Origin of the sequence: Paenibacillus nasutitermitis, from assembly GCF_014641075.1 — a bacterium.
GTDB classification, from domain to species: Bacteria; Bacillota; Bacilli; order Paenibacillales; family Paenibacillaceae; genus Paenibacillus_Z; species Paenibacillus_Z nasutitermitis.
The window spans coordinates 520,750-535,956 of the sequence record NZ_BMHP01000003.1; the positions used below are offsets into that span (position 1 = coordinate 520,750).

A 15,207-nucleotide genomic window follows, 5' to 3' on the forward strand; every position below is an offset into this window, starting at 1 on the left:
ACCGGGATCGGATTTGCAAATGTAAAATCACGATGGACTAATCATTGCGCATTGCGATGGAATTAATAATAATGAAAGGCTGCGATTAAATGATTACGGTGGAGCATTTATCCAAGGAATTCAAAGCAGCCGTCCCCAAGGAAGGACGGCTGGCCGGGCTGCGGACCTTGTTCTCCAGAGACTACAAGGTGAAGGAAGCCGTCCGCGATGTCAGCTTTACGATTGAAAGAGGGGAATTCGTCGGTTATATCGGGCCCAACGGGGCAGGTAAATCCACCACCATCAAAATGCTCTCCGGTATTCTGCATCCCACGGCGGGCGAGGTGCGGATTGCCGGTATGAGTCCTCACCGCGAGCGGCGCAGCGTTGCCCGGATGCTGGGCGTTTTGTTCGGGCAGCGGACACAGCTATGGTGGGATTTGCCGGTTCGGGACTCCTTCGATATTCTGGCCGCGATGTACGGCGTGGATGAGGAGAAGAAATTGCGGCGGCTGGCGGAGCTTAGTGAACTGCTTGCGCTCAAGCCGTTCATGGCAACGCCTGTCCGGAAGCTGTCTCTCGGACAGCGGATGCGTGCCGATATCGCCGCCGCGCTGCTTCATGATCCGGATATTCTGTTTCTCGATGAGCCCACAATCGGACTCGATGTAATTGCCAAGCGGAGCATCCGCGAATTTCTGCATAGCATTAACCGCGATCTGGGCAAAACAATTCTGCTTACCACGCATGATATGGATGATATTGAAAAGCTCTGCAGCCGCGTGATCGTCATCAACGACGGCCGCCTGGGCTTCGATGGCACCACGGACGGACTACGCAGGCGGATCGGCCTGCCGACGATCATTCACGTCACCTACCGCAGCCTGGTCTCCCCCTTAATTGACGGGCAGTTCAATCCTGACGGCTGGCCTGGCCAAACTGCCGCAGAAGCGCAGGAACGGCAGTGGCCCCTGCGCCTAACCGCCAGCGACGGGCAGACGCTTACTGTGGAATGCAACCGCGATCAGCTCAGCGCCATGGAGGCGCTGAGGCTGCTGGAACAATTGGGCGAAATCGAGGACGTTCATATGGAAGAGCCGGATTTTGAAGAAATCGTTCACCGGGTCTATTAAGCTTCTTCATGCCGGCCATACTAAGATCCGAGAATTCGGCCGGCTTAAAGTCTTGACCGGACAGCGCCAATGGTCATGTCCTTGAGACGGTTTCCGTCACGCTCGAGCGCTACTCCCTGCTCACGCATACGGGAAACGGCAGCGGCATCCGGAATGGAAACCAGATTGATCTCCACCGTCAGCCAGGCCGATTGCATCGCCGCTTCAAGCATCAGGGCGGCGATGCCCCAATCGGATATTACATTGCGGTTCACCTTCATCACCGAATCGTTCAGAAGCTGCATCAGTTCCTTGCAAAGCATCATCAAACTTAACGGGACTTCGGCGGCGCGGACAGCAGCGCTGCCGATGGCCTGCTTGCGGAAAGCCTTCTCACTGTCAGTTTGCCGAGGCAAAGCGAGCGCGCGCATATACGCCTCGAAGCTTTCCATATCCTGCAGCATAATCGCCTCGCATCTCGGCACGGCATCCGCCATCTGTTTGGTTATGGCATCCATATCGGATTGAACAGATTCAAATTTGCTTCCCGTTGTCAGACGGGTTACCATCGAGCCCATGGATGCGCCCAGTGCGGCGGCCAATGCAGCGGCACTTCCTCCTCCCGGCGTCGGAGAGGCCGAGCCTGCTTTCTCCAGAAAGGAGCGGATCGGCTGATTCCATATTTCAATCATACCTGCAACCTCCCCGCAGCTTGCTGCAGCGTCAGCGCATGCAGCGCATTTTCGAACAGCAAAGCCGTTGTGAGTGTGCCTACTCCGCCTGGAACCGGAGACATTGCGTCCACATAATCGGCGGTTTGCGGAGCAGCATCGCCGGTAATTCCGCTCTCATCCCCCAGCATATTGATGCCTGCATCGATCAGGACCAGACCCGGATGCACCATCTCCGGCATAATCAGATTGACCTTTCCGGCAGCAGTCACCAGAACGTCTGCACCTTGAATCATGCGTGCCAGATCCTTCGTATGGGAATGGCATACCGTCACGGTCGCATTCTCATGCAGCAGCATCTGCATCAGAGGGCGGCCAACGGTCTCTCCCCTGCCGACAACCACAATGTGACTGCCCTTAAGCGTGACGCCTGCAGATTTGATCAATTGGATACAAGACTGCGGCGTAGCCGGGCGCAGACCGGTTTCATTCATCATGCAGGCAAGCTTGCTGGCCGGCGTAATGCCGTCGATATCTTTGAGCGGATCAAGCGCAGCCGCCAGTCTGCTTGAATCCAGACCTGCGGGCAGCGGGAGCTCGAGCAGAATGCCATGTACGCCGTTATCTTCATTCAGACGCCGGATTTCCTTAAGCAAACGGTTTTTTGTCACGTCGGATGCAAACGTTATGAGCTCATACCCGATTCCAAGCTTCGCCGCCAACCGGCCTTTTGCCGCTGCATAAGCGGCAGAAGCCGGATCCCCCTCTGCCAGCAGCACGGCAACCGCCGGCGCAATGCCCGCCTTTTTCCACCGGTTAACCGCCGACTTGATACGCTCGCCCGCCTCATCGGCAAGCGGTTTCGCTTTCAATAACCTGGCCATCAATGAACGCCTCCTTCTTATCAAACAGGAACAGACAGCGGACCCTTATCCGGAATAAGGGAAACCCTGCTGGACGATAAACAAAAAAAGCATCTGAATGGAAATGTGCATCGCGGCACATTACCTTCAAACACTTTGCCCAGGCGTACGGCTATGCTGGAGCTGCTGTCGTGATAACCCCATTCCAATAGGGATTCCAACGCATTGCTCACACTTCAGTCGCTAGCTTCCTCGTGGTTTCTTCCACGCTACGCCAGTCGCATGCGACATTTGCTGGTTCTGATGCTGCCATTATAACAGAAAATACCAGCAAGAAACAGGAAAAAATGCAGATGCACCGCCGACCGCCGTCCTCCAACGCCACAACGCGCGCTGCGAGCCGCGTGCGGTGCCTCCCAGCGCTCGTTTGCCCCATACGTCGCTCCTGAAGGCCGCTGCCCCGTTTTCCCGTAGCTGTCCTGCCTTTAATATATATAGAATATGGCGCTTGACATCGGGGGAGAAATCATTTATCTTTAAATTAAGATATTTAACAAAAAGATAGTGAGGTGAATCCCGTGAGTCAATCTCAAGCTCCCGATTCTTCCCTGCAGCTCCTGATCACATTGTCGCGGGCGAATCAATGGGTAAGCGCGCATGTCCAGCAGGACATACGCAAGTATGGACTTAATCCCACGGAATTCGGCGTACTGGAGCTGCTTTACCATAAAGGCGAGCAGCCTTTGCAACAGATTGGCGAGAAGATTCTGATGACCAGCGGCAATATCACGTATGTGATCGACAAGCTCTCCGGCAAAGGACTGGCCAGGCGCAAAGCTTGCCCAACTGACAGAAGAGTTATTTTCGCTGAAATTACGGAGCAGGGAAGCCAGCTGCTGGAGCAGATTTTCCCTCAGCATACTGAAGCGGTTCAGAAGGCGGTCTCCGGTCTGACGGAGGAGGAACAGAAACAAGCGATTCATCTGCTCAAGAAATTGGGCATCGCGGCCCAGGCGAGCTTTACCTAGTTCTTATCAGCACGCCAACAGCCAATTCCCCTACATGATTTGAGAATTCCAAACTAACCAACATTGGAGGTCATTATTTATGCAAACTATGGTATATGGTCCATCCTTACAAGGTACAGGCGCATTTGACGGCGGTAAAATTACAGAGCAGAAACCCATCGGCTTCGGCGGCGAAGGGGCGGTTGTCAAACGGATTGGCCCCCTCTTCTACTGGGCATGGGCCAAATCGGAAGCGGAGGGTTACATCCCCTTGCATCCTCATCAGGCTTTTGAAATTATGACGTATGTCGTCAAGGGCCGCGCCCATCACGGCGATACGCTCGGTACAAGGAGCACCGTCGGTGCCGGCGGCGTGCAGATGATGCAGACCGGTTCAGGAGTCAGCCATGAGGAACGCTTTGAAGGTCCGGATATGGAAGGTTTCCAGATCTGGTTCGAGCCACATATGGAGAAAGCAATCCGGACAGCTCCAACTTATAATCAATATGAGCATGAGGCCTTCCCTATTGCCGAGACCGGCGGGGTAATCAGGAAAACGGTTATTGGTGAAGGTTCTCCTATCTCCATCGTTGCCGATGCCCGGATGTATGATGTAACGGTCGAGGCTGGACAATCCTATCGGCACCGGATTGAAGCCGGGCGGACCCTGTCGGCCCTGGCCATTCGGGGAGGGGGAAGCTGGTCCTATGAGGAAGACCCTGCCAATAATACGGCATTCAGTCATAAGGATTTTGTTGTAGTCCGCGCCGACGCCGGGCTGAACGTGAATATTACGGCAAGCGAAACCGCCGCCCCCTTGCGTCTTATATTAATCGATGTGCCCACGACCGTTGATTATCCGCTGTATCCTAAACGCTAAAGGGGACTTAAAACCGAAGGCGTACCTTTCCTATCGTTCAAAAACCGGGACTATCCGCAATCCGAGATAGTTCCGGTTTTTTTTTGCATAAAATCATTAAAAAGCAGTCTAGCGGCAGCAAGGAATATGACATCCGGACTCGAATAAGAAAAATAGAATCGATTGACACCATGTTAATTTGTCCAATAAGTATTATGATATAAACCAAATCAATCAGGAGGTCTTGGAATGCAAAACAGGCAAGTCGACCATTATGCGTCGTTCGAACAGATCTATACATATGCTCCGATTGGAATGGCTATAATGTCTGTCGATGGAGTTTGGCTTAAGGTCAATCCCGCCTTCTGCAGGATGCTGGATTACACGGAACATGATTTAACGGCTCTTTCGTCGCAAGATATGACCCCGTCCGCTTATCATCAAGCGGAAAAGGAAGGCATCCGGTCTCTGCTCAACGGGGATTTTCCTGTATATGAACTGGACAAACCCTATTATCGTCGGGACGGCAGCACGGTCTTTGTTTCCCTCCATCTCACTCTGGTTGCTGGTCACAACGATCATTCGCCTTCATATATATTGTGCCATGTTCAGGATATTTCCAGAAGAGAAGCCGCCGAGCGAAGATTAGAGGAAATCGAAGAAGTATATACTTTGATATCCGAGCATGCACTCGATATTATTTCATACAGCGCGCCAGATGGCATTATCCGATACTGCTCGCCTTCGGTACGCGAGTTGCTGGGCTATGAGCCGGAGGACATTGTCGGGAAAAATAATTTAGATCTCTATCATCCGCAGGATCTTGAGAAGATTATGACGAACTCATCTGCGGACAACGCTCTTTTTACCTATCGCGTTCTGCATAAGGACGGTCATTATATCTGGTTGGAAACGACGACGAAAATCATCCGCGATGAGCAGGGACAGATCCTTAAAATCCTGGGGATAGGGCGCGACATCACGGAGCGGAAGAAGAACGAGGACAAGCTGGCAGAGGCTCAGCGGATCGCCGCGCTTGGCAGCTGGGATTGGGATGTCGTCAACAATGAGGTGACCATGACCGACCAGGTCTGGAGAATATTGAATTTGGAACCAGGAAAATTCCCGGACGACAGGTTAGCTCTGATTCATCCCGATGACCGCGAGCATTTCACCAATCAGATGATGGAGGGGAAGAAAAAGGAATATTTCAGGACGGACTTCCGCAACCTGCAGCCGGATGGATCGATCAAATACTTGAGCATGCGCGTATCCGTTTCCTTCGACGAGAGCGGCAACGCCATATGGATGAACGGGGTCACCCAGGATGTGTCCGAGAGCAAAATTGTTGAAATGAAGCTTCAGGAAAGCATTGAACGTTATACATCCTTGAAGAAATACAATCATGATGCCGTTCTTTCGCTCAATTTGGAAGGGAACATTATCAATACCAACGTAATGGCAGAGAAGCTGACCGGGTACAGTATTCAGCAGATGGTCGGGAGGAATATTGCCGCCTTTATTGGCGCCGATAAATTGGGTCATATCCTATCGAGCTCCATTGACGATACCACAGCCGAGCAGCATATCAATGCCTTTATCCATAAAGCGGGCCACAGCGTCGAGGTATTAACCACGATCGCGCCCATTATTATCAATCAGCAGAACCGGGGCTACTATATCATCGCCAAAGACATTACGGACCAGAAAAGACTGATGATTGCCAAAGAAGCCGCCGAAAACACTAACAAAGCAAAAAGTGAATTTCTTGCCATGATGAGTCATGAAATCCGCACCCCGATGAATGGCGTGATCGGCATGACCGATCTTCTTCTGGAATCCACCAGCCTGGACGCGGTGCAGCGGGAATATATTCAAATCATCAGTAAAAGCGGAAGCACTCTGCTCAGCATTATCAATGATATCCTGGACTTCTCCAAAATCGAGTCAGGCCGGGCGGAGCTGCAGGAAGAGCCTTTTAACATTTTGGAGTGCCTGAATGAAACGCTCGGCATCCTCCATCCCAAAGCGCAGGAGAAAAATCTGACTATCCATACCTTAGTCAGAAATTCTTTGCCGGAACTGGTTATTGGAGATTCGGACCGGTTAAAGCAGATATTGATGAATCTTGTCGGGAATGCGATCAAATTTACCGAGCAAGGCAGCATTGATGTCTCGATCGAAAGGCTGCCTGACCATGACCGCCATGCCGTGCTTCAATTTAAGGTTAAGGATACCGGGATCGGCATTGCCAAAGAGAATATCAGCCATCTGTTCGAACCCTTCTACCGGGTGGACGATTTCATGACGCGAAAAACCGAAGGAACGGGGCTGGGGCTTGCGATCAGCAAGAAGCTTGTGACACTGCTCGGCGGGGATATCCGGGTAGAACCCACGGATGGGCAAGGATCTTTGTTTGCTTTTACCGTTCATTTCCCTGAGGTCGCGCAGCCGTCTTCCATACAGAAATACGAACCAGAAGCAGAAGCAAATCGGCCGGAAACGGCGCAAGAAGCGCTGAAAATCCTCATTGCCGAGGATAATAAAGTCAACCAGTTTGTTTTGCAAAAAATGCTGGAATCGCAAGGGCACCAAACATGGATCGCTGAAAATGGCCGCGAGGTCATTCAAATGGCTGCCGACGAACACTACGATATCATCTTTATGGATGTTCAAATGCCTGTCATGAATGGACTTGAAGCAACGAAACTCATCAGAAAAACGCTGCCCTCGGAGCAACGTCCCTTCATTATCGCGGTAACGGCAAACGCGCTGAAAGGCGACCAGGAAAAGTGTCTGGCCGCAGGCATGGATGCCTATATGAGCAAGCCCGTCAAAACATCGGTCATTATTGAACTGATTAAAGAAGCAAGACGGCAAAAAATCATGCCCTGACAAGAAGGACCGGCTGCGCCGTCCTAAAAAAAAGCGTGTGCCTTGCAGGTTGGGCAAAGGTGATTTGGCTTATAAAATGCAAACAGGAGCCCTCCGGCGATTGCCGGTAGGGCTCCTTGAACGCTCCTTCCGCCGTCCGGGAAGAAGGGCGGATAAGTATAGGATGATGCTGTTATTGTTTACAGTTTCAGCTCGATATTCGCCTCGGAGCTTTGCACCTGTCTGCCGTTCCACTCCACCGTCACATTCCAGCAAGCTTCGTTGCGGATGGATATGCTTTGTGAGCCGGCGGTTTCCTCCAGCTGAATATCGAATTCGGCATCCCCGACCACCAGCCGTTCCATTGAACAGCGTTTGCCTTTCCAGGCCGAAGGAAGCTGAGGCTTGATCACAAGCTCCTTGCGTGCGGCAAACGGGGTTATCCCGAAGAAGTGGCGCACCACCGGAACCGCTACCGCATAAACCGTCCATGCCTGAACCATGCAGCCATAATCCGGCGACATTTCAGCCATGGAGCCCGGCAGCACATACGAGAAGCTGCGGATCATTCTGCCGAGCAAATCCAGAGCTTCATCCGGATTCCCGTTCGCAGCCTCCGCCACGGCGTGAACGCCGGTTGAAATCGTCATCGTGCCCTGCTGATAAATACCCGACAAATAAGTTCCGTATTCACCGATAAAGACGTCGCTGCGCATCTTGTCGAGCGCCCTCCGGGCCTTGTCCGGCTCTGCTATCCCTGTCTCCATGGGCGTAACGATCACCCAGTTCTTGTTCAGCAGCCAGCCCCGGTCCTCCTCCTCATTCCCTGCTTCCGCAAGCAGGCCGGAAAGGTATTCCCGATATCCGGCAATGCCCTGGTCATGAGCGAGGGAAGTCATATAATCGGCCTTCGGCACGATATCCTTCTTCGGCGCCACCGCATCGGCAAACAGCTCTTCCGATTCGATCCAGAAACGCTCGTTGATGGCGGCTGCGCATCGGTCAGCCAGAAGACGATAACGTTCATGATTACCCTCGTCCTGCAGATAGCGGCTCATTTCCGTCATGGCCTGCAAAGCTTTTGCCGTATAGACGGCCGTGTCAACCAGTTCCATATTGAGTCCGGCAATTTCAATGATGCCATAACCGGAAGGGAATAAATCCCCGTCCGGATCCATTTCCCCGAGCAGCCAGTCGATTCCCTTTACACAATACGCATAATGTCTGCGCAGCAGTACCTCGTCACCGGTCCACCTGAACATTTCCCAGACAAACGCGATATAATGGGCGGTCTCCTGCGTATTCCCGGGGTTGGATACGGCACCCATGGTAGTCACCTCGTGAATAAAACGCCCGTTGCCGTTTGCTTCCTCCGATTTCCGCAGCAGCAAATCCAGCGTATCCTTGGCCAACTGATGATCGCCAATCGCCAGCACCCCCTGCAGAGAATACGTATTATCGCAGCCAAACCACCATGGATAAGTCGGTCCCCCGGCGGTGAGCCCGCGGCCGACACCATCAACCTGCTGAATGAGCCATTGGTTGTTCCACTTGACCCAATTGAATACTTCATTGAACTTGTCTTCACCATCTATGACAAGCTGCGCACGCTTAGCTACCGCGTCATAAGCGCTTTGCTTCTCCCGGAGCATACGTTCATAATCCTGTTCCAGGCTGCGGTAAGTCTCCCGGCAGCCTTCGGCAGAGGCGTAGGAACCGGCAACAAACAGATGAAATTCGAAATCACCTTCTGCGGGAATGCGAATTTCTGCGCTGAATTTGACGCCGCAGCCATTGCCGGCTGTGAACTCCGGTCCGTAAAGGTCCGGCCGGCATTCCACTTCTTCGCCAGGCAGATCCGTGCCGATCATCACATACCAATCGTTGCCGCTGTCCTTAACCAGCACGTCCCGGCTGTTAATCTGTACAGCTTCATCCTGTACGCCGTCATGAATGCCGATTTCGTCGGAGAACCAGACCGGGCGCAGATCGGTACGGGCAAGAAGTTCCAGCTTCAGCCGCAGCTCGCCTTGCCCTTTATGATGAAGCTTGTAGCCGGCCATCATGCCTTTCTCCAATTCCGGCGCAAACTGGGTCCGTTTCATCGTCAGCGGAATATGACTCAGGCCATGGCCGTAATCAAACGCGCTCCCCCAGGATTCATTCGTAAAAGCATCCGCTCTGGACCATAGGGAAATGCCTCTGTCCAGATCCGTTATTTTCAGCCAGAATCCGTCCAGCAGCTTGATAGGATGAAGCCACACCCCTCCCATCTCATTGGCGATATGATGGCCGAAATCAGGAAAATATCCATCCTGCGTGCCACATATTTTCACAAATTCACCAGCGTTGTAATATAAATTAAATGGATGTTTGGTTGTCTTGTTTATCATGCCAAATGCCTCCTAAGCAGCTTCCCTGGTTTCTCTATCCCTTCACAGCTGAAGAAATGGAAATCCCTTCGATGAAATATTTTTGGGCCACAAAAAATACAATCAGAGCCGGCAGCATAATGAGAATGGTAGCAGCCATCAACATATTCCACTCGATGTTATACATTCCTTTGAACATGGACAATCCCAATGCCAGCGTATATTTATCATTGGAATTCAGGTAGATGAGCGGACCCTGGAAATCATTCCACACGCCCATAAACGTAAAAATCGATACCGCGATCAACGGCGGCTTGGACAGCGGAAGCATAATTCTCGTGAAAATCTGCCATCTTTTGGCTCCATCCACGAAAGCCGACTCATCCAGCTCACGCGGGATTCCGCGCATAAACTGACGGATCAGGAAAATGTTGAACGCGCCGCCCCCGAAAAAAGCCGGCAGGATAAGCGGGAGAAAGGAATTGGAGAAGCCGGCTTCCTTAAACATCAGAAAGGTCGGAATCATGGTGACCTGGCTTGGCAGCATCATCGTTGCAAGCAGAATCAGGAACAAGGTGCGTTTCCCCTTGAAATTAAAGCGGGCGAAGCCGTAAGCGCAGACTGCCGCCGATGCCACGGTACCGATCATAACCGGCACGAGGATGATCAGCGTATTGCCCAGAAACCGGAAGAACGGGATCGCATTGATGGCATCCGAATAGTTGCTCCACAGCCATTTTTTCGGGAAAAATCCGCCTCCGAATACTTCTGCCGGTGTTTTGAGCGAAGTGGATAGCGTCCACAGCATCGGTACCAGCACAATGGCGGTCCCCGCGAGAAGCAGAAGCAGCGCCAGTAAACGTGTCAGATTGAACTTAGGTTGTGACATTTGCATAGTTAAGGTCTCCTTCTTCCTAGTCTCGCTGATCATCGCCCTGGTAGTGGACCCAAAGCGAAGAGCTGCGAATGACCAGCATAGTGAATACGAGTATAATCACGAACAGAATCCAGGAAAGCGCCGATGCGTATCCCATGTCAAACTCCATGAACGCCTTGTTGTACAAATAAAGATTGTAGAACAGCGTGGAGTTGAGAGGGCCGCCGTTAGTCATAACGAACGCCTGGGTGAAATACTGAAATCCGCCGATGATCCCCATAATCACATTAAAGAATACCGTCGGTGAAATAAGCGGCAGCGTAATGCCAAAGAACCGGCGGAAAGGACCGGCCCCGTCGAGCTCAGCCGCTTCGTACAAATCCTCGGGAACGCCCTGCAGACCTGACAAATAGATAATCACTGTGTTGCCGATGCCCCACAGCCCCATAACGACCAGGGCGCCCAGCGCGTAGCTGGGATCCTGCAGCCATGCGGGACCTTGTATCCCGAACCATCCCAGCGCCTGATTCAATATTCCGTATTCCGGATTGAAAATCATCACCCACATCATGGATGTGGCAACAGCGGGAATGACGGAGGGCATGAAAAACACGAGCCGGAATATCTTCATTCCCCTGGAACGCATATTAAGCAGCACTGCAACCAGAATGGATGCAACCTGATAAAGGGGAACGGAAACCAGGGCAAATATAAAGGTGACCTTCAACGATTGGTAGAACAGCTCATCGTTAAAGATAGCGCGAAAGTTATCCCACCCGACAAACTCAATCGATTCCACGCCTGTAATGACATCCCATTTGCTGAACGACAGCACCAGCGAAAAAATCATCGGACCGAGTGTAAAGATGACAAGTCCCAGCAGCCAGGGGAGAATAAACAGATATCCCGCGCGTTCTGATTTGGCGTTATTCATAATGACCTCCTGATAAAAGAAGGTGAAGCGCTGGAAGCACTTCACCTATCGACTATTTTATTATGCAATCCTGGCATTATTTAAGCTTGGCATCTACGTTTTTGGCCGCTTCATCCAATGCTGCCTTCATGTCCTGACGGCCAAGCAGAACTTTCTCCAGCGCCTGCGTGAATTGTTCCCGGAACAGGCTGCCGTTGCTTGAACGCATGGTCACAGGCAATCGGGCATAATCCATCATTTCAATGATCGCTTTATCGTTTTGTTCGGCCGCCTTAACCTCATCCAGCTCCTTAACCGTCGCCGGCAGAATCTGGCCATCTGCGGAGCGCAGCTTCTGGGCTTCCGTACCGGACAGCCATTTAGCCAGCTCATAAGCTTCTTGCTTGTGTTTACCTTTGGAGTTAACCGCCCAGCCTGCAGCAGCTATAATACCCGCACGCTCGCCGTCAGCGCCTTTTGGAATCATCGCGGATCCGTATTCGACATCCGATTTGTCGAGATCGGATTTAACCCAGCGGCCGGTAACCATCATCGCCAGCTTGCCGGTCATGAACATCGAGGAATCTCCGCCCATTGTTTCCGTATCCTGAGGCGTCGGCGATACGCGGTTCTCGCCTTTGGAAAGCGCAACGTATTTCTCCATAGCAGCAATCGTCTTGTCGCTATTCATAAATCCTTCGGCTTTTGTTCCATCTTCATTGCCGATGTCCGTACCGTTTGCCCACAGGTACGTATAGATCGGATATTCCCATGTGCCTGCATTAAATCCGAACTGTGTATATTTGCCCTTCTCCTGCTTGGTCATCTTCTGGGCAGCTTGAGTCAAGTCATCCCAGGTCCAGTCCGCATTCGGGTATTCGACTTTTGCTTCGTCGAACAGCTTTTTGTTGTACCACATAGCCAGCGGGTTGAAGTCTTTCGGTAGATAGTACTGCTTGTCATTGAAATTTCCCATCTGGATCAGGCTTTTTTGGAAAATATCGATGTCGAAGCCGCTGTCTTTGGAAATGTATTCATCCAGAGGCTCAACAACCCCTTTATCCACGTAAGAACGGAAATCCCCTTCCCCGATCAGAAACACGTCAGGTGCCGTTCCGCCGGCAAGCGAAGCGGTCAGCTTTGTACCATATCCATCACCGGGAACCGGCTCGAATTTCACTTCAATATCAGGATGAGCGGCATTGAATTCATCAGCGAGCTGCTGCTCACTCGCTCCGCTGTTCACATCTCCCCAAAGCGTGAAGGTCAGCTTCACTTTCTCTTTGTTTCCTTTGGATCCGGAGTTGTCTCCATTGGAATTTCCCCCGTTTGACGAGCAAGCGGAAACCAGCAGCGTCAAAATTAACACGGCTGCCAAACTAAATAATCCTGTCTTCTTCATGATGATACATCCCCTTATCCGTTTGTTTATATAGTTTCGGAAAGTCGGCCACCTCTATATACCTGGGGCGGCTGAGTCTTTCCGGCAATACCGCAAACTCACCATTCAGATTTTAACTTCGTCATCGGATATCCAGCTCGTAGCCCGTTTCATTAGCGACTACCTGAACCCGCGTGGTCCCGCTTCCCGCTTCGCGTTCAAGCCGAAGGTGAAGATGGCCTTCACCGATATGGAGGCGCTCCACTTCAAGTCCGTTCATGAAGGTCAACAAGGCAGGCTTCAGCGTGATCCGTTTCGTAAGCGCATTGGGCACAATCCCCAGCATCGCCTGGACAAAAGTCAGCGAAGTACCGGCGGCCCAGGCTTGAGGCGAACATGCGACCGGGTAAGGCACTGGCTGGCCGAGCGACTCGTCGTATCCGCAGAAAAGTTCGGGAAGGCGGGCATACTCGAATGCTCCGGAAGCTTTGAGCAGTCCTTCCATGACGGTGAGCGCTTCTTCCTGGAACCCGTTTTGGCTCATGCCGATGACCGTGAGCGAGTTGTCATGCGGCCAGATACTGCCGTCATGATAACTCATCGGATTGTAGCCCGCAGCGTCCGTGCTCATTGTCCTAATGCCGTAACCGCTGAACATATCCGGAGCGACAAGCCGCTTGGCGACAGCCTGTGCCCGTTCAGACGATGCAATGCCGCTCATCAGAATATGGCCGGCATTGGAAGTGACAGAATGCACCTGGCGTTTGGTCCCATCCAGAGCAATAGCGTAGAACTGTTCGTCTTCCATCCAGAACTGCTGCTCGAACTTTTCCTTCAGCTGAGCCGCTTCGCTTTCAAGCCTGTCTGCCCGTGCATCGTCACCGAAGCTGCGGAATAGCGGCGCCAATCTTGTTTTGGCCTGATAGACGTAACCCTGGACCTCAACCAGCGCAATTGGCGCTTTCGCATATTCGCCATCCCGATGAACGATGGAATCCGCAGAGTCTTTCCAGCCCTGGTTGGCGATGCCTTTGGATGATTTCTGAACATACTCCACGAAGAGGTCGCCATCCTCATCGCCATATTGGTCAATCCAATCCAGAGCAGCATCCACATGAGGCATCAACTGCCGGATCAGGCCGGCATCTGCGGTCCAGTGGAAATATTCTGCCGCCAGCAGCAGGAACAGCGGGGTTGCGTCAATCGTGCCGTAATATGGCGTAAACGGAACCTGGTTCGTTCCCGCCAATTCGCCGTAGCGGATTTCATGCATGATTTTCCCCGGCTGTTCGTCCCGCCACTCATCCACTTTCGTTCCCTGGTAAGAAGCCATCGTCAACAGCGTTCCTTTGGCGATTTCAGGGTTCAAGGGAAGCATCTGCAGTGCGGCAATCAGGCTGTCGCGTCCGAAGGGCACCGCGTACAGCGGAAGTCCGGCGACCGGGAAGGAACCATGTCCAAGATCGGTTAACAGCACCCGTAAATCCTGCAGGCTCCGGTTGAACAACTCGTCAAACGCCGGAAGATCGCTGCGGATAGCAGTAGAATGCTCCTTCCAGTCCTCATAAGAAGCATACAGCCTGGCAAGTGCTTCGGAAGGCTCGTGCAGCGCCGGTTCCATGCCGTCAATAACAGGGATGATGATAAAGGGAATTTCGGCTGTCTGCGCATGGGATAAACCGACCAGGAAATGAATCGTCCCATCTTCATCGATAGCACTTTCTGCTGCATTCCAGCGAATTCTGGTTTCCCGGACAACGTCATCCGCACCCTTGTACGAAATGGTACGCTCGCCGGGACTGGCCTGACGCCCGGTAATGGCTCCGATTTCTCCATATTGAAATCCCCGGATAACAAACATGTCCGCGAAGTCGGCGTCCATGCGAACCGAAAAATCAAATTCGATGGGTTTCGGATAGTAACTGGTTAACCGAAACGTTTCGTATAATATTCCTCCGTATATAAAACGTTTCCTCTCGATTTCAACGGATTCCCGCCATAAAATCAGTTCTCCATCCTCTTCCATATGCGGATTGGTCAGACGGATCACTGCGACAAAGTTTTCATCGGCGGAAGACGAAAGAAGGATCGGCTTCTGCCCGTTGATATGAACATCAAGACTGCTCAGAAAACGCGTATCTGAAGTATATAAGCCATTTCCGCTCCCGGGCGTGATATCGCCGAGCTTATCGGTAATCAGAAACAAATTGTTTTCTTTTATAACGCGGTAATCCAAGATATAACCTCATTTCTCTTGATGATAGAAGCTGTATAAATTTTCCGAAACGTTTCGGATACC

11 protein-coding genes and 1 riboswitch are annotated in these 15,207 nt (G+C 52.0%); of the genes, 4 read left to right on the plus strand and 7 right to left on the minus strand.

Annotated features, from left to right (window positions below; translation table 11 throughout):
* Positions 1-89 precede the first annotated feature (89 nt).
* Positions 90-1,112: an ABC transporter ATP-binding protein gene (locus IEY46_RS21320; protein ID WP_188994812.1), complete on the plus strand. Its 1,023-nt coding sequence runs from the start codon at positions 90-92 to the stop codon at positions 1,110-1,112.
* Between the two features lie 44 nt (positions 1,113-1,156).
* On the opposite strand, the gene IEY46_RS21325 is transcribed toward IEY46_RS21320, so the two are convergent.
* Both IEY46_RS21325 and IEY46_RS21330 read right to left on the minus strand, forming a co-directional pair.
* Positions 1,157-1,783, minus strand: a complete 627-nt coding sequence (locus tag IEY46_RS21325; RefSeq protein WP_229750445.1) for a cyclodeaminase/cyclohydrolase family protein — start codon at positions 1,781-1,783, stop codon at positions 1,157-1,159.
* A complete protein-coding gene (locus IEY46_RS21330) occupies positions 1,780-2,646 on the minus strand; it encodes a bifunctional 5,10-methylenetetrahydrofolate dehydrogenase/5,10-methenyltetrahydrofolate cyclohydrolase (RefSeq protein WP_188994813.1) in 867 nt (288 codons plus the stop codon). The genes IEY46_RS21325 and IEY46_RS21330 overlap by 4 nt, the downstream gene beginning before the upstream one ends.
* A 130-nt stretch (positions 2,647-2,776) precedes the next feature.
* Positions 2,777-2,917: riboswitch (ZMP/ZTP riboswitch) on the minus strand.
* Positions 2,918-3,203: 286 nt separating this feature from the next.
* Between IEY46_RS21330 and IEY46_RS21335 the strand changes: the two genes are divergently transcribed.
* The 3 genes from IEY46_RS21335 (at position 3,204) to IEY46_RS21345 (ending at position 7,386) form a co-directional block, all read left to right on the plus strand.
* Positions 3,204-3,653 (plus strand): MarR family winged helix-turn-helix transcriptional regulator, encoded by a 450-nt coding sequence (locus IEY46_RS21335; RefSeq protein WP_188994815.1) that lies wholly within the window; start codon positions 3,204-3,206, stop codon positions 3,651-3,653.
* Between the two features lie 79 nt (positions 3,654-3,732).
* Positions 3,733-4,512 (plus strand): pirin family protein, encoded by a 780-nt coding sequence (locus IEY46_RS21340; RefSeq protein WP_188994817.1) that lies wholly within the window; start codon positions 3,733-3,735, stop codon positions 4,510-4,512.
* A 228-nt stretch (positions 4,513-4,740) separates the two neighbouring features.
* On the plus strand, positions 4,741-7,386 hold the full coding sequence (locus tag IEY46_RS21345) for a PAS domain S-box protein (protein WP_188994819.1): 2,646 nt from the start codon (positions 4,741-4,743) through the stop codon (positions 7,384-7,386).
* Between the two features lie 179 nt (positions 7,387-7,565).
* On the opposite strand, the gene IEY46_RS21350 is transcribed toward IEY46_RS21345, so the two are convergent.
* The 5 genes from IEY46_RS21350 to IEY46_RS21370 all read right to left on the minus strand — a co-directional run bounded on the left by IEY46_RS21350 (position 7,566) and on the right by IEY46_RS21370 (position 15,144).
* The gene (locus tag IEY46_RS21350) at positions 7,566-9,758 is read right to left on the minus strand and encodes an alpha-L-rhamnosidase-related protein (RefSeq protein WP_188994821.1); all 2,193 of its coding nucleotides are present in this window, start codon (positions 9,756-9,758) and stop codon (positions 7,566-7,568) included.
* Between the two features lie 34 nt (positions 9,759-9,792).
* Positions 9,793-10,632: a carbohydrate ABC transporter permease gene (locus tag IEY46_RS21355; protein WP_188994823.1), complete on the minus strand. Its 840-nt coding sequence runs from the start codon at positions 10,630-10,632 to the stop codon at positions 9,793-9,795.
* Positions 10,633-10,651: 19 nt separating this feature from the next.
* Entirely contained in the window at positions 10,652-11,548 is an 897-nt protein-coding gene (locus IEY46_RS21360; protein ID WP_188994825.1) for a carbohydrate ABC transporter permease, read from the minus strand.
* A gap of 76 nt (positions 11,549-11,624) precedes the next feature.
* On the minus strand, positions 11,625-12,929 hold the full coding sequence (locus IEY46_RS21365; protein WP_188994827.1) for an ABC transporter substrate-binding protein: 1,305 nt from the start codon (positions 12,927-12,929) through the stop codon (positions 11,625-11,627).
* A 121-nt stretch (positions 12,930-13,050) separates the two neighbouring features.
* On the minus strand, positions 13,051-15,144 hold the full coding sequence (locus tag IEY46_RS21370) for an amylo-alpha-1,6-glucosidase (protein WP_188994829.1): 2,094 nt from the start codon (positions 15,142-15,144) through the stop codon (positions 13,051-13,053).
* Between the last annotated feature and the right edge of the window lie 63 nt (positions 15,145-15,207).

Bases quoted from the DNA above. Each gene is read 5' to 3' on its own strand.
- IEY46_RS21320 (WP_188994812.1), top strand. From the start codon at position 90: ATGATTACGGTGGAGCATTTATCCAAGGAATTCAAAGCAGCCGTCCCC.
- IEY46_RS21325 (WP_229750445.1), bottom strand. From the start codon at position 1,783: ATGATTGAAATATGGAATCAGCCGATCCGCTCCTTTCTGGAGAAAGCA.
- IEY46_RS21330 (WP_188994813.1), bottom strand. From the start codon at position 2,646: ATGGCCAGGTTATTGAAAGCGAAACCGCTTGCCGATGAGGCGGGCGAG.
- IEY46_RS21340 (WP_188994817.1), top strand. From the start codon at position 3,733: ATGCAAACTATGGTATATGGTCCATCCTTACAAGGTACAGGCGCATTT.
- IEY46_RS21345 (WP_188994819.1), top strand. From the start codon at position 4,741: ATGCAAAACAGGCAAGTCGACCATTATGCGTCGTTCGAACAGATCTAT.
- IEY46_RS21350 (WP_188994821.1), bottom strand. From the start codon at position 9,758: ATGATAAACAAGACAACCAAACATCCATTTAATTTATATTACAACGCT.
- IEY46_RS21355 (WP_188994823.1), bottom strand. From the start codon at position 10,632: ATGCAAATGTCACAACCTAAGTTCAATCTGACACGTTTACTGGCGCTG.
- IEY46_RS21360 (WP_188994825.1), bottom strand. From the start codon at position 11,548: ATGAATAACGCCAAATCAGAACGCGCGGGATATCTGTTTATTCTCCCC.
- IEY46_RS21365 (WP_188994827.1), bottom strand. From the start codon at position 12,929: ATGAAGAAGACAGGATTATTTAGTTTGGCAGCCGTGTTAATTTTGACG.